At 65.0% G+C, this 20,389-nt stretch carries 10 protein-coding genes; 2 read left to right on the top strand and 8 right to left on the bottom strand.

What is annotated here, in order from left to right:
- Positions 1–54: 54 nt before the first annotated feature.
- The 8 genes from AC6JA3_RS17965 to AC6JA3_RS17930 all read right to left on the bottom strand — a co-directional run bounded on the left by AC6JA3_RS17965 (position 55) and on the right by AC6JA3_RS17930 (position 13,953).
- Positions 55–690 carry a DUF4232 domain-containing protein gene (locus AC6JA3_RS17965; RefSeq protein WP_026541914.1) on the bottom strand — a complete coding sequence of 212 codons (636 nt, stop codon included), beginning with the start codon at positions 688–690 and terminating at the stop codon, positions 55–57.
- A gap of 104 nt (positions 691–794) precedes the next feature.
- Entirely contained in the window at positions 795–1,538 is a 744-nt protein-coding gene (locus tag AC6JA3_RS17960; RefSeq protein WP_026541915.1) for a YcnI family copper-binding membrane protein, read from the bottom strand.
- 116 nt (positions 1,539–1,654) lie between these two features.
- Positions 1,655–2,278 carry a hypothetical protein gene (locus AC6JA3_RS17955; RefSeq protein ID WP_347781898.1) on the bottom strand — a complete coding sequence of 208 codons (624 nt, stop codon included), beginning with the start codon at positions 2,276–2,278 and terminating at the stop codon, positions 1,655–1,657.
- A gap of 171 nt (positions 2,279–2,449) precedes the next feature.
- Entirely contained in the window at positions 2,450–2,923 is a 474-nt protein-coding gene (locus AC6JA3_RS17950; RefSeq protein ID WP_245232915.1) for an SRPBCC family protein, read from the bottom strand.
- A 437-nt stretch (positions 2,924–3,360) separates the two neighbouring features.
- The gene (locus AC6JA3_RS17945) at positions 3,361–5,343 is read right to left on the bottom strand and encodes a serine/threonine-protein kinase (RefSeq protein ID WP_497920436.1); all 1,983 of its coding nucleotides are present in this window, start codon (positions 5,341–5,343) and stop codon (positions 3,361–3,363) included.
- Positions 5,344–5,404: 61 nt separating this feature from the next.
- On the bottom strand, positions 5,405–9,694 hold the full coding sequence (locus AC6JA3_RS17940; RefSeq protein ID WP_347781895.1) for a type VII secretion EssC family protein: 4,290 nt from the start codon (positions 9,692–9,694) through the stop codon (positions 5,405–5,407).
- Positions 9,695–9,751: 57 nt separating this feature from the next.
- Positions 9,752–11,095 carry a type 1 periplasmic-binding domain-containing protein gene (locus AC6JA3_RS17935; protein WP_347781894.1) on the bottom strand — a complete coding sequence of 448 codons (1,344 nt, stop codon included), beginning with the start codon at positions 11,093–11,095 and terminating at the stop codon, positions 9,752–9,754.
- Positions 11,092–13,953, bottom strand: coding sequence for a hypothetical protein (locus AC6JA3_RS17930; protein ID WP_497920435.1), 2,862 nt, complete (start codon positions 13,951–13,953; stop codon positions 11,092–11,094). The genes AC6JA3_RS17935 and AC6JA3_RS17930 overlap by 4 nt, the downstream gene beginning before the upstream one ends.
- Positions 13,954–14,186: 233 nt before the next feature.
- Here AC6JA3_RS17930 and AC6JA3_RS17925 point away from each other — a divergent pair, with 233 nt between their 5' ends.
- Both AC6JA3_RS17925 and AC6JA3_RS17920 read left to right on the top strand, forming a co-directional pair.
- Positions 14,187–14,468, top strand: coding sequence for a hypothetical protein (locus AC6JA3_RS17925; RefSeq protein WP_026547649.1), 282 nt, complete (start codon positions 14,187–14,189; stop codon positions 14,466–14,468).
- Between the two features lie 218 nt (positions 14,469–14,686).
- A complete protein-coding gene (locus AC6JA3_RS17920) occupies positions 14,687–20,383 on the top strand; it encodes a DUF6531 domain-containing protein (protein ID WP_347781892.1) in 5,697 nt (1,898 codons plus the stop codon).
- Positions 20,384–20,389: the final 6 nt, after the last annotated feature.

The raw sequence follows: 20,389 nt of genomic DNA, 5'->3' as shown, positions 1-20,389 counted from the left end.
CCTCCATCATGCCCCACGGCCCCGACAGAATAAGACGGAGCCGTGGGGACAGCGTCAGACTGCTTGGAATGCCGTGATGGTCAGGAGCTTGATACCGGCGTTGCTGCAGGCATCGTGGGGCTCGGCGACGAACAGCGAAGCGGTGTCGTTAGGCGGGTAAATACGGAAGCCGGCAGCCGGGACCTTGGTGCAATCGCCGTAATTTCCGGCCTGTGTGTAACGGATCTCCGCCCAAGCCGACTTGCCCGGGGCCAGTTCGATCTTGGTAACGGGGGTGGTGGTTTCACGGGTAGCCGGCTCGCCGATTGGCTCACCGTTGGCATCTGCGGTCAGTGAGACACCCGCGAAGCCCTCAAGTATGCAGGGAGCGGTGCCGGAGTTCGTCAGGATCAGTTTCTCGTAAATGCTGCCCGCTGCTCCGCCCCCGGTTGAATCGGTAGCCACAGTCAGGGACGCTGCTTTGCATGCCGTGGCGCCTGCCGGAGCAGCCGACGTAGGGGCAGTCGATGGCGTGGTGGTGGCCGTCGCAGAAGGAGAACTGGGCGTCGACGACGCTGACGGCGTCGAGGAAGTGGGCGGGGGACTGCTGGTTCCCGCGGGGCTGGGGCTTGGCCCGCAAGCTGCAAGAAGCAGCAGTGATGCCGCTGCCGTGGTCGTCACAAGTCCGGTTTTGATGCGCTGAGTCCACATGGGCACCAGCCTTGCCCCGGCTGTGACGGGAGTCAATTGAGCCACGGCCAAGAGCCTGGATTGGCGTCCGGATCGTAATCTTCCGGACGCCAACCCGGAGCCGGCTATTTGCCGGAATCAGCCTTGGCCACTGCGGGCTTGGCAGCACGGCTGCGGAAGAATGCGGCACCGCCCAGGGCAAGGCCTGCGACGCCGGCGATCAGGCCGGCCCAGCTGCGGGCCTGCGAACCGTCGTCGGAGGTTACTGCGGCGGCCTGCTCAGTAGACACAGCTGTCGCGGCGTGGTGGTCACCTTCTGCTGCCGCGGGGGTGATGGTGACCGACGGTGCCGGTGCCTTAAGCTCATGCTCATCCTGCCCCTCCTTGGCGATCTCGGACCAGTCAGTCTGGCCCTGCTCGCAAGTCTGCAAGGTGGGGAAGTAGATGGTCTTGCCGGCTGCATCGGGCAGCTTTACCGACAAGACCAACGCGTCACGCAGGTGCGGATCCAAAGGCGCCTTGGCCGTGTAGACGATCTGGCTGGTGCGCTTGGTGATGGTGGTGCCATCGTCCAGCTTCTTGGGCTCGGCGAGGGTTTCGGTGACCTTCTCAACGGTCCAGTTCGGGTTGACGGTCGGCTGTGCGTCATTCAGCTCTTCGGGGAGTGAGATGGCAACTTTTGTGGTGCCGAACGTGTCGCAACCGTGGGGGATGCCGAAGGTGACCAAAGCGTAGGAATTGGCAGCGGTCTTGTTCGGATCGGCGGATACGTGGGCTGAGGCTCCGGCCAGGCCTGCCATCATCAGGGCGGCGGTTCCGCCAGCGACGGCGGTAGCAGAAAGGGTGCGGCGGAGAGCGGACTTGTTCATGGGAATGCCTTTCGGGGGCGCCGGCAGAGGCGGCGCGGGTACGGGTTTGGGAGCCCGTCACCTCGCGAAGGCTTCGCGTTTGCGGCGCTTATGCGTCGCCTTGGTGCCGGGCGGAACTAAGGAAGTACGACGACGACGGCGGGCGGGCCGCGCCGGCTGTCTTGCCTCAGGTTCCGCCAGGGGCGGGGGATGAAGACATCGGGTGCGCCAACTGCGACAGGCGAGGCACCGGCGTCGGGCCTGAAGACCAACGCCGGAAGGGCGAGCAGGGGCCGCAGCCAGGCCGCCAACTGCCAAAGGGCTTCCTCACCCTTGGTGAGAATCACGGCAGAAGCGAGGGTGGCGATCACGTGGCCAACCAGCATCAGGGTGCCAAAAGCGGTCCCAAGCTCATGGGTGTGGGCTGCTGCAATCTCCATCCCGGGACTCAAGGATTCGGCGCCGAGGTGGTGGTTCGCTGCCGGACCCGTGGCTCTGATGGGCCCCAAGGCGGTGAAGGCCTCGTGCAGCGCCAATTGTCCCGCGCCCAAGAGGCCCGCCATGAAGACGAGGTTCAGCTTGAAGCGCGTAGCGAGTGTGGCAACCAATGCCGTCAATGCGACAAGGGCAAGCAAGACCGGAACAGCTGGAAGCGTTCCGCCGCCCACCACGTGCGCGCCGGCGGCGAGCAGGACCACTACAAGCGAGATGGCACCCGATCGCAGCGCATGGAAGGGAGCACGGGTCCGCGATGTGCGCACGTGGTCCTCCCTGGTCTCGGTGGCCGCTCTGGCCTATTTGCTTGCTCGATTGCCGGCGTCTTGATTCTATCGGGAGTTCGGCGCCGCTCTGGCCTCGGATGGGTCGCTATGTGGATACTCGCGCCGAGGGGTTGGCTCTCGGCACTTTGGCAGCGCTGAAAGAGGTGAGAGCTAACCCCTTGCACGTCGGACGAAGGTGGGTTGCGGGGGTTCGGGGACCTTCACACCGGATGAAGAACGACGACGGCGGAGCTCCAGTTTGAGGCTCTCCTCACCCCGCGCCATGGCCCAGTGATGGTTGGCCGAGAACACTGGTTTCAGGAGCCAGCTAAGCCGCCGAAGCAGTGGTTTGGCTGCGCTGACCCGCCAGTCGTAGGTGATGACGACTTCCGGGCCGTCGGTCTCGAATGTCCAGTGACCCGTTCCGTTGAGGTCCCCTTCTGCGGTGAGGGCGAAGCCGTCGAGGCTCACCGGTTCGGTGACGGTAAGCCGCCAACGCAGTGTGTACGGAAGCCCGTCCTTGGTGTGGAGGTCGAAGGTGGCGCCTACGCCGTCGGGTCCGCCCGGGGTCACGGGAGTGACCTTCAGGTAGACGGAGGGCCACCATTGGGGGAGCGTCGCTGCGTTGGCAAGGACGTCCAGCACTTCCTGGCGTGTTCCCGCGCCACACGGTGACGAACTCGTAGTCCGTGCTTTTGCCCGTTCTGTTGGGCCCGGCCATTATTGCCTCCGAGGTGGGCAGGTTCCGAGGGTGTCTGATGGCATCCGGAGCTAATCTACTCCTGGCCTCGCCGAGGGGTTAGCTCTCGACCTTTTGAGTGGGTGAAAGAGTTGAGATCCCGCCCCTCGCCGGGCGTGAAAGGGGTGAGATCCCGTCCCTCGGCGGTTGTGGAAGGGCTGAGATCCCGCCCCTCGGCGGTTGTGGAAGGTGTGGGATCTAACCCTTCGCCGAGGGGTTAGCTTTCGTCTCTTTGAGTGGCCCAAAGGGGTGAGATCTAACCCTTCGCCGAGGGGTTAGCTTTCGGCCTTTTGAGCTCATGAAAGGGGTGAGATCCCGCCCCTCGGCGGAGACGCATGGGGAGCTACTCGCCCGAGTTCTCCCGCGAGGTGATGCCGAACGGGGCTGACTTGAGCTCGGTGAAGTTTCCCACGCTGGCCCGGACCGTGCATTGGGGCGTGATCTGCAGGGCGGTGACGGTGAGCCCTGAGCTGTCCACTGCCAGCGCCCCGCCGCAGCCATCGGCGAACCGCACCCCCTGCTCACCACCGGTGACGGCTGCGAGCATTTGGGATGCCTTACCTGAGGCCGGGCTGACGTAGAGGGGATTGAGTTCATCGGCACCGCCGGCCCACACAGGGACAAGCGTGATTTTCAGGGGGCTGGGCGTGACAACGCGTGCAGGGGTGCGGACCTCTACGCCCTTGAGTCGTTGCACCGGGTACGCGGTGCCTTTGACTACAGGATTTTGCGTGGCAGCCGTGGTTGCGGCCGATCCGCTGCGAATCCAGGCATCCGTTGCCTTCTGGTCAGCGGGTTGAACAGGTACCTTTGCGGTCAGTTGCACAGATCCTCCGGCAGGAATCTCCACCCCGGAGACCTTCCAGCCGCACTCAACATCGAGGCCAGTGATGGAAGCCTGGTTGCGGCTCACGGTGCCGCCATCCCACGTCACAGCCGGGCAGGTTTCGCCATCGGCAAGACCTGGAATGACCTCCAGGAACTCACCGGACAACGGCGCTTTCTGCGCCGAGTAGGACACCGTCAAACGGACCTGACCGGACGAAGGATCGTACGTGGCGCTTCGTGAAATGGTGAGGCCGGTCGGCAGGGCAGGGTCCTGCAACTGGGCCGACAACTGTTGTCCAGGCGGCGTGGGGGCCGGCTGCGTGCTGGTGGGGGATAGAAGGATGAAGCCCACCACCATAGCCACTATCAGGAAGATCGCGCCGACGCCCAGAAGCAACGCTTTGCGTGTCCGCCAGAACGGGGTCGCGTCCTCTTCCTTTGCCGGCTCCTCAGCCTGGGGACGGACTTCGCGGCGCGGCATGGGACGGGCAATAGTAGCGCTGCCTGCTTGTCCCAGGTCCGGGGCAACCACATCGACGCCGGCAGGTGGGGCAGCCGCGAACGCGGTGAGTTCGTCATCTGTGAAGGCGCCGCGGACGACGGTAGCCGGGCGCTCGACGTCGTCGAACTCTTCAGGCGCTGTACTCCGTGGGAGAGCGGGCTTGCCCGCAAGTCCAGGTGCCAAGCGTCGGAGGTTCGAAGCCGCCTCACCCGCTGTTGGGCGTTGGTCGGGATCCTTGGACAACATCCGTTCGAGGACGCCCCACAAGGCATCGTCGACGGGAATACGGGGCGGTCGCGAAGAGACATGGCGGTAAGCCACGCTAAAGTCCGTGCCCGGACCTGCGAAGGGCGTGCGGCCGGCCAGGAGCTCGTAGAGCAGGACGCCCGCGGAATAGACATCTCCGGCGGGGCCGGACCGCCCTTGGCTGATGAGTTCGGGCGGCATGTACTGCGGAGTGCCGATCAGGCCGGTCGTTTGACGGATCTTCTCACCCACGACGTCGGAAATGCCGAAGTCGGAGACCCGCACGTCGCCGCTTTCAGACTCAGTCCACGGGCGGGCCAGGAGCACATTGTCCGGCTTGATATCCCGGTGTGTCACGCCGCGTGAGTGGGCAAAGGCGAGGGCATCGAAAATCTCCGCGGCCACTCTTGCGGCGTCCTCGGACGGCAAAGGTCCACTATCTTTGACGACGTCTCGCAGCGAGCCACCCGCGATGTAGTCCATGACGATGGCCAGCCGTTCACCCTCCACCACCATGTCACGTACGGTGACGATGCCGGAGTCCTGCAGACCAAGCAGGACGGACCGCTCGCGAACGAACCGTTCCACCAGGGAGGGGTCGTCGGCATGTTCCGGGCGCAGCACTTTGGCTGCCAGGGTGCGGCCATCGGTGGAGGTGACGGTCCAGACTTCACCAACAGCGCCAGAGCCCACGCGCTCGCCGAAGCGGTAGGACGCGCCCAGTGCCTGACCGGTTTGTGCCAATTGCATGTCCGTACTCTCCAAAGCTATCGATCTGATTCCCGAGGCCATCCTGTGGTCCCCTGCAAAGCTAGCTCCCGGGGCTCAGGGACTGGATCAGCGACATCTGCCCGCCGACGCCAAGGTAGCCTCGACCGGCGGTCAGCGCCACGGGTGCCTTCCGTGGAAGGGTGGCGCCCAGCAGTTCGCCGTCGTAGTTGACGTCGGGCTGGAGCACCACGCCCAAGCGCGATTTGCGGATGGACTTGGTCCAGTGGCTGTACAGCCCACGCAGGTCAGCAGCCCGTCCCGAGGCAACGATGCAGAGCCCCGGAGGCCCTGAAGCGATAATCCCCGCAATGGACTGATCGGCATCCTCGAAGCGTTCGGAGTCGTCGATCAGCAGGAACACCGTGCCCCTCTCGATCCGCAGGGAAGCCAGCAACGCAGGCACTTCGTCCGCGCCTACGGCTACCCGGTCCAGATCAGCGGCGGCCAACGGGGATCGGCGGTCGCAAATGCCCCAGACCTGGGCCGGTCCCCGGGAAGTGGCTACGCCACGGACAGCCTCGGCCAAAGCAAGAAGCACGGTGGACTTCCCGGAACGGGCCGGGCCGGCAATGAGGGCATGCTCGCCCTCATAAATTTCCAGGAAGGCCGGCGAGAGGTCCGTTTCGCGGATGCCCACAGGGATGTGCCACGGTTCGGTCTCCAGTTGCGGTTTCACACCCAGATCCGCCATGGTGACGTTGGTGGGCAGGCTCCGGATTGCCGTGGTCTTGACGGGCGAACCTGCCCAGTTTTGCCGGACACGGTCCACAGCGGCCTCCAACCCGATGCCGGGAGTAGCAACGTGCATCTGCAGGGAGGTCCGCGGATCCACGCAGCGTCCCGGGAGGGCAGCCGGGACGTGTTTCGCCCGCACCCCTAGCGACGAGTAGTCGTAGGTATCGGCCAGACGGAAGAGCCACTTCTGCAGTGTCACTTCGTTCATCACAGAAGGAACTGCTTTGGCCCGGGTGGTGGTCACGGCGAAGGAGAGCCCCAGCGCCGGTCCGTCGGCATAGGCCCGGTACAACAGGCCCAGGAGTTGCTGTCCTTCGAAGTCCTGGAATTCATCGCGCAGGGAGGCCAGGCCGTCAAGCAGGACCACCGTGCGCCGATGCGTACCCGGTGCCGCCCTGCGACTTTCCAACTCTGTGTTCAGGTGCCGCAGGAACCGCGCCTGTTGCTCCTTCGCGCCGGCGCCGGTCCCCACATAGGCCACTGTGTGCGGCAGGCGTTTAAGCATCTCAAGATCACCGGAACCCATGTCCAGGACCATGAGGTCCAAATCGGCCGGATCTGCGTCCTTCGCAAGGGTCAATGCGATGGTCGCCAAGGTTGTGCTGGTACCTGAGCCTGCCACGCCCATGAGCATCAGGTTGCCCACGGACAAGTCCCAGCCGGCGGGCGACTGGCGCTGCAGCTCAGGTTCGTCCAGCAGGGTCACCAGAACGGTGGACCCCTGCACGCTGCCGACTGTTGGATGGCTGGCTGCCACGGCGCCCTCCGGAGACTCATCCGTCAGGAATCCCTCCAGTTCCACCCGCTCGCCCAACGCTTCCGGCCAGACCTGCCTCGGAGGGGCGTATCCGGCTTCAGCATTGGCATCAACCACGGCGTCGATGAGCAGGTCGAGGTCGTTCTCGTCCATAGCAGCGGACCGGGCTACCGCAGGCGCGGGGGCCGGGACACCGAATTGCCGGATGTCGCGGACATCGACGACGGGACCGCCGTCGAGCTGTGCCTGTCCGGTGACCAGCGCGGTCTGGACGGGCGTGATGTCGTCCTGGCCGAGTTTCACGAAGGCACGGCCCATTTGGGCCCTGCCGATGGCCGAGGCAGCGGGAACGCCAATCACATTGTTGGAGTCATCGCGGCTCTGGACGCGCAACGCTACCCGAAGGTTGGTATTGGCGAGGATGTCATCACTGACCACACCGGCCGGGCGCTGCGTAGCCAGGATCATGTGCACCCCCAAGGTGCGTCCGACGGCGCCGATGCTGACCAAGGCGGTCAGGACGTCCGGGAAATCCTTGGCCAGCATGGCGAACTCATCCACCACCAGCAGCAGGCGTGGCATCGGCTCGGCCGGGTTGGTGGCCAGGTAGGCGTTGAGGTTATCGATGCCCTCGCCTGCCTCCGCGAAAACCCGTTGGCGGCGCTCCATCTCTGCTTCAAGTGCGATCAGGGCCCGGTCGGCCAGCTGTTCGTCCAGGTTGGAGATGGTTCCGATAGTGTGCGGCAGACGCTCGCAGGCCTTGAAAGCGGCCCCGCCCTTGAAGTCCACCAAAATGAAGTTCAACCGGGTGGGATCGTTGCGGGCCGCGAGTCCGGCCACCAGGGACCGTAGGAACTCGGACTTTCCAGAGCCGGTGGTACCGCCCACCAAGCCGTGTGGACCGTCTTTGACCAGGTCCAGGGTGAGTGGCCCGTTTTCGCCGGTACCAATGGGGGTGGAAATCCCGGTGGGGGCCTGCCACAGCCTGCGAATGGTCGCGGCGTCGGGGCGCTCATAGCCAAGAAGGCCCGGCATCCGCACCAAAGCGGGCAGGGATGCCCCTGGAACGCTGAGTTCAGGATCGTCGAAGTGTGCCAGTCGCGTGGCGCAGCGCAGGGCTTCCTCCTGGTCGAGGCCTGCCAGAATCACATCCTCCACGCGAGTGAGGTCCTCAGGCTGCTCAACGGTCGCGGCAGCATCCGTGCCAACCCTGATGATGGCGGTGCAGGAGGCTGGCAACTGCTCCTCGGACGTCGCTATGACGATGCCCGCCACACGGGGTGGGCGTTGCTGGGGGTTGACGTGGCTGCCGGGCAGGGAACGTCCCATGCCGAGCAAGGCCCGTGCCGGGGCATCCCTGCCCTCTGTTAATACGTCGGAATCGAGGACCACCATCAGTGCAGGAGTGGGCAATTCTTCCACTGAGTCCTTGAGCATGCGCAGCATGGCCAGGCTGGTCTCACGGTGCGCGGACATCCAGCGTTCACCCGTGCTGCTGCCGGTTTGGCGCGTGTGGGGGAGCCACGAGGCCCATTCCCATTCGTCGGCCCGTCCGGCGTCGCAGAAAACGCCGATTGTCAGATCTGCCGGACCAACATGCACGGCGGCTTGGGCCACCAGGGAACGGGCCAATGCCAGGGCGCCTTCCCGCGAGCCAACGATGCCCACTACTCCGGCGTCGGTCAGGTCCACCAGTACGGGTGCCGCCAGGAGACGGGCTGCCGTGAGGGTTTCCTTGACCTTTTCGTCTGGGCGCGAGCCCGCAGCACGGTCCACCTCCGGCTTCCACGGCACATCGCCGGTGCCCGCATGCAGGGCCAGGAAGTCGTCCGAGTCCGCACGCCGCTGCCACAGTGACGTTGCCGGAAGCGCAGGTCGACGGACCACTGTGGCGGGATCGGGGACCATCTTGTGCCGGCGGGCGGTTTCCACCTCGGCGGCAGTGCGGATCTGTTTCTCAAACTCCTTGAGCGCTCCGTCGAAGCGCTCGGCCTCTTCCTTCAAGCCACGGGCATGGCGGCGCTTTTGCTCGAACCACATGCCCACGGCCATCACCGGACTGAGCATGGCGAACATGGCGAACCGCATGTCACGGAGGATCATCACCATCGCAACCGCCATGACCAGCGGAGCCAGCACCGTGATGTAGCTGAACTTGTTGGCCGGGGGGACGTCCTTGCGGCTCGGCGGGACCAAGGGATCACCGGCCGGTGCACGCCCTGGACGCGGTGGCCTGTTAAAGGGTGCAGTGGCTGCTGGCGTGAGGTTGTGCAGGCTGCCTGGCGCGGGAGCCGGGGTCTCGTCCAAGGCAGGGCGGAGGAGAAGGACCGTGCCGCCTGCCGTGATGGTGGCCGTTTGAGTGACCAGGACCCCGTCCTCGCCCACAGGTTCCCCGTTGACCAAAGTGCCATTGGTGGACCCGCCATCCACCACGCGGAGCCCCTCCTCTTCACGGCGAAGACGGAAGTGGTCCCATGAGGCACTTTCAGTGGGGAGGCTGAGATCGGCGTGGGGTGACCTGCCGATGAGCATGTCGCGTCCTTGCGGAACGTCCACCACGCCCCCAGTACGCTGACCGCCGGCCAGTGTGAGGCTCCAATCACTCACGCGGTGCGGCATTGCCCACGGTGCACGTGAGATGCGGCTGCCTTCCAGCAGAATCAGCTCGGACAGCGGTGTGGCCCCACGAACCTCTGTTTCATTGACGAACACAGGTTCCTCAGGGCCAACACGGGGTCCTCCGGCGGCTTCCACTAAGTCGGACAACGTGATGGCGGGCGCAGCGTGGGCAACCTCGCACTCGAAACGACGATCGTCCAGGTCGATCAGCACACGCACCGGGCGCTCCTCCTGTAGTGGAACTGTTCCCCTCAGGCGTGGGGACAGAAAGGGTTGTTAGGGGCTGGCAGGCGCCGGAACCCAGACGAGCCGTGGAGCGTTTTCGTCTGCCGGACGAAGACCGAGGTCCTGTGGGGACGCGAAGACGGGGATTGCATCAGCGGTCAGTGCCTGGGATTGCGAGAAGTCCAGTGTGGGTCCGGCGAGGCCTTCTCCAGGGCCGAGGGACAAGGTGCGCAGCGACGCTGCGACCTTTGACGGTTCTTTGCTCCCGGCCAATGCAGCTGCCCGAACCAAGGCCACCACGGCATCATGGCTTCGGGCGTCCGCGGCCCACGCATCCGCGGAGAAGGGGGTATCGACCGTCAGGTTCTTGACCTCCGGATTCCCTCCAGCCAATCTGATGCCGGAGAGGAACGCGGACATTCCCCGCCCTTGGGCATCCTGCTGGAGTGCGATTGCATCTCCGGTGGCCGGGGCAACGCTGACGAGTTGTCCTGAAGCGGTGCCGTCCAGCTCCGCGAGCGAGGATGCGAACGCGGGGGTGATGGCGCCGTCGGGAAGTACCAGCGGAACTGACACATCGCGTGACTGGAGGGCTTGGACCAGCCGGGCGAGGCGCTGCGGCGTTGCCGCCGACACCACAACAGCGTCAGCAGGGTTGGCTATCCGTATGCCTTCAGCATCCGCCGGCGCGTCCTTGGCCGGAGGTCGGAGCTGGTCGCCTGTACGGATGGCTGCTTCCTGGGCAAGGTCGGCTACCTCAGTGAAACCCTCGAGCGCAAGGGTGTCAGCCGCCGTCACGGACGCGGGGGCCTGGCCTCCGTCACTGACCAGCAGCACCCGGCTTTTGCCGGCAAGTACGGTTCCCAGGGCGGCCTGTACTGACGCTGCCGTGGGTCCGGTGGTCCACGTGGTTTGAGCGGGTTGGGATGCTTCGGCGTACGGCAGGATGACCGGGAGGTTGCGCTCCTCGGCCGCCTTCGCTGCGGCAAGGGCCTGAGGCCCGGTGCTTGCAACAACGACCCCGGACACACCCTGCTCAGCAAGGGCGCCGACGGCTGCACGTGCGCCGTCTTCGGTGCCTTGGTCGTTCTGGGTGGGCAGGGTGACCTTTGCGCCGCTTTGGGCGAAGCGCTGCGCGGCCACCACGGCGCCCTGCGCTGCTCGGTTGTATTCGGTACCTGGCTCGCCGGACTGGCCGAACGTCATGACGACGCCGATCGAAAGGTCCGCTGGCAGGCCATCAGCCTTCAGTGCAACAGGAACGGTTGCGGCCACAGGATCGGGCCGGGGAGCTTCCGTAGGACGGTTCAGCGTCATCACCAGGACTGCCGCTGCAGCAATGACGACGGCGGCTCCCCCAGCAATCAGAGCGATGAGACGTGCGCGGGGGCTCATGCTGCACCGCCGATCTTCAGTGTGTAAAGCGTCTGAGACGTAGCGCCAGCCGGCACTTCGAGTTGGAACGGCGGCAATTCATCCACCGCGGTGAGCGAGGCCTTGAACTGGGCCTGGCGCAGCAGGAGTCCTGCCACGTCCCGGGAACGGATGTTTGCGTAGCCTTCGGCGTTCTGCGAGGCAAGGGCCAACTGGAAGTCCGCGGTGTCCGCTTTTGCCGCGCTGGTGGCCATCGAGCCGAGCAGGCCTGAACCGTTCACCGCCCTGTCCCCGAGGTCCAGCATCACCTTGTTGAGGCTGGACGCGAGAAGCGCACTGGCACCTTCGACGTCGCGGGTGGAGCCCGACGTGCTGGCTGCGATGTTGTCCAAGGACGCCTGCGTGCTCTTGGACAGCGCCGCTGTCAGATCACCGCTCTGCCCCAGGAGTTCGTCACGCTGCTTATTGACCGTTCCCTCGGCGTCTTTCACAACGTCGTCCGAGGTGGACTTAAGCCCGGAAATGGACCGGTTGAACGCTGACGTCACGGCTTCGGAACTGGCATCGCCGATATCGGCAACCTGCCGCACTTGCTCGTCCACGGTTTTGTAGACCTCTGCAGCAGTTTCAGCCGAAACGTCGCGCAGTGATTCCTTGATCTTGTCGCCGAGCATATCCTGCTGCTCTTTCAATTTCGCAAGTGCAGTGGTCACCGTGCCGGAAGATTCAATCGCGTCAGCCAGGGCAGCGTCGAGCGCCTCGAGTCCCTTTTTGGTTCCGTTCACGTTTCCTGTTGCGGCGCCGTCGAGCGTCTTGACGGCGGTCTTGATCGCTTCCAGTTTGGTGTCGGCGGCGTCGAACGTCGTCTCCAAGGCCGTGAAGGCCTGGCCAATTGCCTGGTCGGCGGCGGTGGTGTCAGTCGCTGCGAGCACTTCGTCCCAGGCAGCTGACTGAGCTTCGAGCCGAACGTCCAGAGGCTCCTTGAACCCCGGCGGCGGATTCAGCGCAGGTGAGGGGTTGCCGTCTTCATCAGTCGGTTCGCACGGCACAGACGTCAGGTAGGAGCGCAACCTCTCAACGTCCTTGGCGGACAGTTTGCCCTTGCCAGGGATGAGTCCGTCATCGGACAGCTTGCAGAGTTCGTCGGCCAGTTTCTGGTTTTGCTGCAGCATGGAGCCGTTCAGCCAGGTTCCCTGACCGAGTTCGCCTTTTGCTGCCTTGGCATTGGAAGCGATAGCGATGAGTTTCTGCCGGAGGGTGTCAACACTGTTCTGCGCCGCGGTGGCTGCTTTTCGGGTTGCGGTTCCAGAGTCCTCGGCTGACTTGATGGCTGCATCCAGCGCTGCGAGTGCCTTGCTGTAATCCTCCGAAGTTCCGGAGCCGTCAAGCATCGCACCGAGGTTCGTGCGCACCTTTTCAAGTGCGACGGCGGACGTCGCCTGGTCTTTAATGGCACCTTCCACGACCTGCGGCTGAAGGCCGGAGATGAGTTTGTCGCCTTCTTGGACCAGGCCCAGTAGTGCTCCGGTGACAGTGACGGCGGAACCGTAGAGGGAGCAGGTCATTGAACCCTGTTCAGCACACTCTGCAGGGGTAGGGTTCTCGGGTCCCATCGTCGCTTTGAGGGCGCCGGCCACGGTGTCACGGCAACCAGCGCTGACCTTTGCATAGGCATCCAGCTGCGAGGACATGGTGAGAACGCTGGAATAGACGGTGGATGCGGGCGCGGCCGTTGCCACCTCAGCGGTGCAGCCGTCGCCTGTAATGGGGGTGACCGGCGGTGTGGCGGAAGTGTCGCCCAGCATTGCATCCACCGCGGAGACCGTCAGTTTCAGCTGCGACATGGTGGTGGACTGGGTGGCCGTGGTTGAAGACTCCAGGTCGGAGCCCAGAACCTGCAGTTGCTGCTTCAGGTCCGACATCGTCGCGGCAAGGGCCTTGGAGTTGTCCCGCAGTTCACCGGCTGTCTTTGCGCCAAGGGTCTGCGAGGTTGCCTGGAGGTTCCGGCGGACATCGGTGATGGTGGATCCGGCTTTCGCCAGGACGGTGTTGACATCAGAGACCAGCGAAATGGTGCGGCGCTGCAATTCCATCTCCGAGCCTGTTCCGGACGAGAAGGCGCTGGCAAGAACACCGTTGGCACTGAGGTCTGTATTGAGGCCCGGCTGGACGGCGACATCGAATTCGGGGACCTGGAAGTCTTTCACGTCGGCGGCGAGACGCAGCGTGGTGCTGGCGCCGGAACGCGGGGGAGCCAGGACGGTGGCCCACTGGACTACGGTGGCACCGTCTTCAGTACTGCTCAGGACTCCGTTGGTACCCGTGGTGCCGTCGCCCGAGCCGGGTGTTACGTCGTCCGCCCGGATGCCGGGGAGCTTGGTAGACGCGGCGATTGTCAGCGGGGCACCGACCAAAGCCGTGTCAGAACGGGCCTGGCCGGCGGCATCGTACTGGATGGTCTGTGGTTTGACCGTGAGGTTCTCAAGCGTCAGGTTGATCTCCACCGGGCCGGTATGGCCTTTCAAGTCGGCGAGGTCGGAACCCGATTTCTCGCCGGCGCGGTACTGCAGGCTCACGCGCACCGGGAGTTCGCCCACAACCTGGGCGGTGTCATATGTGGTGTTTTCCGCCGAGGAGTCACCCGCAGCGGACACCGAGATGGTGGTGCCCTCGATCTTCTGCACGCCGGCGGCCGGGGACAGGCCCACGCGGACGCTCTGCAAGAGTTTGACCGGGTTGGACACCGGCTCCGGCTCAGGTGGCTGGGTGCACGACGTGGTCGCGATCAGTCCCAGCGCTATCAGGGCGATGCCCAGAGCACGGACCGGGGGGATACGACGCCCCGGTTTGTACTGGTTAAAACTAGCCTGCCTGGGCATGGATCGTCCCCCTCTTTCCGTTCACGGTGCCTTGAGTATCATAAGGTTGCGCTCCCGAATGGACTAATCCATCTACTAAGTATCACCGCAGGTGGCAGGCAGTTTCATGTTTTTCCACAATCGTTTCTCTGTTTGTTGGATTTATTGGTTGGTGTTGGTAGTTTGGGGGCGTCTGGTTGCCTGGGCTGGTTTGGCTTGGGTGTTGCGATTGTTCTTATTGGGAGGAAAGTTCTATGTCGCGTGTGTTGTCTACTGAGCAGGCCAAGGCTGCTATTGGTCAGGTGCAGTCGATTATTACTGGTGGGTTTACGGATCAGATTTCGGCGTTGGATGCGCAGGGTCGTGTGTTGTCGGATCCGAATGTGTGGGATGGTCCGTTGGCTGCTGAGTTCCGTGGTTCGACGTGGCCGGAGACGAAGGCTGCGTTGGATAAGGCCAAGGAAGAGCTGGAGCAGTTGCGGGGTCAGTTGCAGAAGATTTCGCAGGATATTTTCTCTGCTGGTGGCGGGGCCTGATTCTTTTTTGGTGTGAGTGTGGGGGCCGGGTGATCGTGCTGCGTTGATGCGTGGTGGGGTTGCCCGGCCGTTGCACTGTGTTGCTGTAGCGCCGGTGGCTGTGGTGTGGGGTCGTGCCGTGTGGTTGTGGTGCGGGGTCGTGCCGTGTGGGTTGTGGTGCGGGTTTTTGTGGGTTGTTGGGTTTTGTTCGCGTTCTTGTTCTGTGGGGGGCTGTGGTTGTGACCGAGTTCGTTGAGATGCCGTTGTTGCCGGATTCCGATGGTGCCCATGGTGGCCGGTTTGTGTATGGGGTTGCTGAGTCGGTGAAGGGTGCTTTTGAGTCCGCAGCGTCGCGGGTTGATGAGCATTCGGGATCGCGGACGCCGTTGGTGTCCTCGGCCGGGGAGGATTTCCGGGGGCATTTTTCGGAGGTGTTCGCGGCGAACGCGGTGACGGCGTCCCGGGACGCGGAGTCCTTGGCCGCGGCGTTGCGGAAAGTCGCGGAGTATGTGGGCACCATGATCGAGCGTGCGCGGGAAGAGGATGACCGGCGTCGGGAGAACAACGAGTGGGTGCGGCGGCATAACAACCGCAACTGGCTTGAGCAGTTTGGTGACAGCCTGTGGGGTGAGGAGGCGCGTCCGAATATGGAGCCCGGGAGTGGGCCGTCGTTCCCGTCCGAGGCTCCGGCGTCGGGGTCGCGGGAGACTCCTGGCCCGGGTGGCGGGTTTGGGGGCGGGGTGTCCTCGGCGCGTCCGGAGTCGTTGCGGACTTTCGCTGCGGGTTCCCGTGGTCTGGATGAGGGGATTGCGTCGGTGCCGGGGTCCTTGGAGTCGGAGTTGTCCTCGTTCGCGGACCGGTGCGGGTGGGGCCGGATCGACGCTGCTGGTGTGGTGAGCGCGTTCCGGCAGTATTTGCAGGCCAATGAGGCGGACGCGGGGTGGGCGTTGGTGGTCGCGGACGCGTTCGCTGCCGCCGGTGCTGAGGGTGCGGTCTCGACCCTGTCGGATGCTGCGGTGAACGAGGCGTTGGCCGCGGCGGGAGTTTCGGGGACCCGGACGGGGTTGGTCATTGACCCGCCCACGGCGGCCGGGGCGATGCCCTCGTCCGGGTATGCCAATGATCCGGTGAACACGGCCACGGGGAACTTCATTGAACCCGAAACGGATCTGGGGTTCGCCGGGGCGGCCGCGGACCTGGCGGTCACAAGGATGTATAACTCTCTCGGCTCGGGCCTGGACACTGTTGGGGTGTTTGGTCCGGGGTGGGCCTCGGTGCTGGACCAGCACCTGGCCTTGACTGATGAGGGGTGCCGGTGGGTGATGGCCGACGGCCGGGCGGTGGACTTCCCCCGTGAGGGCGCGGGTTGGGCCCGCGCCGTCGGGGAGAACTACTGGCTCACCCGCCACCCGGTCGAGGAACCGTGCTTGGCGGAGCTGACCTCGGTCCCCGAAGGTGTTACCGAGGTGCTGGTCGTTACCGACAATCAGGGCGGTTGGTGGGCTTACACCACTGCCGGGGTGTGGCTCGGGACCGGGGCAGGGCCCGGCCGGACCATCTCCGCCCACCGCAGTGAACCGGCTGCTTCTGTTGCGGAGACTGCGGTCGATGGTGATGGGTTGGGTGTGGTGTGCCGGTTGGTGCATGTGCGGGGCCGGTTCGTGGATTTTGATTACGTTGATGGTGTGGTCGGGGTGGTTCGGGGGTCGGATGGGCGCCGGGTTGAGTACGGGTACGACGCCGAGGGCCGTTTGGTCACCGTGGGCACGGAGACCGGCACCCGTAGGTATGGGTGGAACGAGCAAGGCTTGATCGGGTCGGTGGTCTCGGCCGCGGGTGTGGTGGAGGCCGAAAACACGTATGACGAGGCCGGCCGGGTCATCATGCAGGTCACACAGCATGGGCGGCGGACGCGGTTCGCCTATTTGCCGGGCCGGGTCACGGTGGTCTCTGATGAGGACGGGTCCCGGTCGAATTCCTGGGTCGCCGACGCGAAGGGCCGCCTGGTGGGGGTGCTGGATGCCGAGGACCGGCGCCAGTCCATGTCTTATGACGGGCACGGAAACCTGGTGTCCTTGACCGAGCGCGACGGCGCGGTCACGGTCCACGGTTACGACACCCGGGGCCGGAAGATCCGGACCGTGACCCCGGAAGGCGCGGACCTGAGCTACGGCTGGGACGAGCAGGACCGTATCACCACCCTGGTGACCGCGTCCGGTGCCACCGTGACCTATGAGTACGCCGATGAGCTGTCCCGGGACCCGTCCGTGGTTCTGGATCCGTTGGGTGGCCGGACCGAGCTTCAGTGGCGGGACGGGCTCCTGACCCAGGTCACTGACCCGGTCGGGGTCATGATTGGTTTTGAGTACGACGAGTTCGGGGACCTGACCGCAACCCGCAACGCCGCAGGTGACACCGCGAGGATTGTGCGGGACCGGGCGGGCCGTCCGGTGACGGCGGTGAGCCCGTCGGGGGCTGAGACACAGTTCGGTTATGACGAAGCCGGGATGTTGGTGCGTCGGGTGGACCCGGACGGGGCGGTGTGGGCGTTCGAGCACGACACCGCGGGCCGGACCACCGCGGTGGTCGCCCCGGATGGGGGCCGGACGGTGTTCGAGTACGCCCCCAACGGCGAGTTGTCCCGCACCACCGACCCGCTCGGGCGCAGTATCGAGCGGGTGGTTGATGAGCTCGGGAACCTCACCGGCGCGGTGTTGCCGGACGGAGGCAGGTGGGGGTTCACCCATGACAACCTCTCCCGGCTCGTCGGGGTCACGGACCCGGCGGGGCATGATTGGGTGCGGGAGTACGACACGGTCGGTGCCCTGACCGCCGTCGTGGATCCGACCGGGGTCCGGACCGGGGCGGTCACCGACCGGGCGGCCGGAACGGCGTCCCTGACCGACGCCTTCGCGTCGTCGACGTTGAGTTTTGATGAGTACGGCCGGCCCACGAAAATCGAATCTGTCGACGGGTCCGCGGAACTCATCACGTATGACGGTGCGGGCAATCCTGTCGAGTTGGTCGATGGTGAGGGCGGGTTGACGGTCCTGGGCCGTGACGCTGCGGGGAAGATCACCTCGATTACCTCACCGACGGGGGCGGTGACCCGGTTCGAGTACGACCACTGCGGCCGCCCGTGGAAGAGCATTGACCCGGTCGGGGCGGTCACGGAACTGTCCTACGACGTCGACCAGCGCCTCACCGCGAGGAGACTGCCCACCGGTGAGGTCGAAACGTTTGCTTACGACGCGTGTGGCCGGTTGACCGCGAAGCACACCCCCGGGGACGGGACGGCCCGGTACGGGTACGACAAGGTTGGGCGGCTGAGTTTTGCCCAGGATTCCTGGTACGGGACCCGCCGCTTCGAATACAACCTCGCCGGGGAACTGGTGGCCACGATCAACGGGGTGGGTGGCAGGACCAAGTTCGAGTACGACACCCGCGGCCGGCTCACCCGCATCACCGACCCCACCGGTGGGGTGACCACCCGGACGTATACGGCCACGGACCAAGTCGATTCGGTGACGGACCCGCTCGGGAGGGTGACCACGGCGACCTACGACGCGGCAGGCCGGCAACTCTCGCAGACGGACCCTGACGGGCACACCACCACCTGGGCCTACGACGCCGCGGGCCGGGAAGCGTCCACCTCGGTGGACGGTGCCCTGATCGCCGCGATCGAACGTGACCTGGCCGGCCGGCGGGTGGTCATCACCGACCACCTGAGTGGGGCGGGGTATGCGGTGGAGCACGAACTGTGCTTTGACCGCCGCGGCCTCCTCACCCGAAAGTCCAACGGGACCGGGACCGGGAGTCAGGTGTTGGGGTGGGAGTATGACGGTGACGGGAACCGCACCGCCTTCACCGACCCCACCGGCACCACCACCCGCTACACCCGCGACGCCGCGGGCCGGGTCGTGAAGGTGTCGAACCCGTTGCTCGGGGACGCGGCCTTCACCCACGACGCCTCCGGGCGGATCACTACTGCGACCGCCGGCCAATACTCACAGGAATGGGTGTATCGAGGAGGGAACCTCAGCGAGCACACACGCACCACCACCGCCGACAACGGCACCAACCCTCCGGGTGCTGCTGATGTGACGTTGATCGGTCGTGAGGACGGCGGCCGGATTACCGGTCTGTCCAGGGGCGGAGTCGTGACCAGGTACGGGTACGACACTGCCGGGCAAATGGTCTCCGCCACCACCACTATGACTGGCTCGGAGGCGTCGGGTTCGGTGGTGGGGTGGGAGTACGACGCCGGTGGGCGGCTTCTCCGCGAAACCACCCCCACCGGGGCCCGCACCTTCGCCTATGACGCCGCAGGGCAGTTACTTGCTGTCACGGACCCTGACGGTGCCCGGACTGAGTACGTGTATGACGGGTTGGGCCGCAGGGTCAGGGTGATCGACCCGGACGGGTCCTGGACCGAATACGCCTGGGGCCCCACCGGGTACCTCACCGGCACCATCGAAAAAGACCCGGACGGGGCCGAACAAAACCGGCACCGGCTCCACGTCGACGCGCTCGGTGAACTCGCCACCGTGGACGGCACACCATTGTGGTGGGACACCGCAGCGCCCGTCCCGACCCTCGCCGGTGCCAACAGCACCCAGGTGGTGTCCCTGCCCGGCGGTGTCACCGGCATCGGCGACGCGTGGACCGCGCCCGGGTGGCGTGCCGCCCGGCCCACTGATCAGCACGATCCCTGGGCCGTCCTCGGCACCCCCACCACCCCCAACCCGGGCAGCCCCGCAACAACCAGTACCGGGGTTGGTTCCGCTGCTGGGTTCGGTGGTGTGTTGCCCGCCGGTATCGGCCTGACCGCCGGTGGCGGGATCGACATCGCAGGGCTCGAATGGCTCGGCAAACGCGCGTACGACCCGGCCACCCGGGGATTCCTCTCCACCGACCCCCTCGCCCCCGTCCTCGGCGCGGGCTGGGACGGGAACCCCTACTCCTACGCCGGAAACAACCCCCTCAACACCACCGACCCCACCGGCCTGAAACCCCTCACCGATGCCGACCTGAAAGCCTACGACGGGTCGTCCCGCGGCGCCATCGCCGCCACCGGAGACTGGCTCGGAGACAACTGGGAATACGTCGTCGGAGGGGCCGCTGTGGTCGGCGGGGCCGTGTTGATGTTCGTCCCCGGCGGACAACTCGCGGGCATGGGATTGATGAGCTTCGGCGCCGACGTCGTCATCCAAAAAGCAACCACCGGCCAAGTCAACTGGGGTAATGCCATCGGGAGCGGTGTTATGGGTGTGGCCGGCGGTGGCGTGGGAATGATGGTTACTAAGTCTGCTTCACTGGTTGTTGGAAGAGTGGTGGCGGGCCAAGCTGCGCGAAGTATGGCTTCAAATGTTGCGACTTCGACGTTGACTCGTGCCACAGGCAATGCCGCAGTCATTGCACGGAGGTTCGGCGCTAATTTGTTGAAAGACATGGTCGGCAGTGGTGCAGCAGGAGGTGTAGCCGGAACCGTAGATTATGTCCGGGAACGCGTTCAGAAGGGCGGTCCCTGGACAGCCCAAGGACTGTTGGGTAGCGCGGCTGGAGGTGCCTCCACGGGTGTCATCAGCGGGGCACTGAGTCCTGCGGCTGGGCACGCAGCTACAAAAGGACTTCAGGTTGTTTCATCTATGGGCATCAACACAGGCGCTGGATTTGCGGGTGAGATGGTGAAGAGCGGGGTGAATGGAGAAGCCTTTAACCCGGCAAAGGCTCTGCTTTCATCTAGCATGGCGGGTACCAGCGCCTCTACGGCGTCCGCCCTGCGAGGCCTTGCTCCGCAAGGGTATAGGGAACTTGTTGGAACAAGTACCTCTGCTCCCATCGACTACTTCACTAAGACTAATGTGAGTACTGAAGTATTGAATGGAGCAATTGGTTTGACCGCAAATGCTGTTGTTGACGAGTCGTGGAAGTGAACTAAA

Source organism: Arthrobacter sp. TmtSoilC79 (assembly GCF_059739405.1).
Note: the sequence above shows the minus strand (reverse complement) of the source record. Positions and strands in the feature narration are given on the sequence as shown.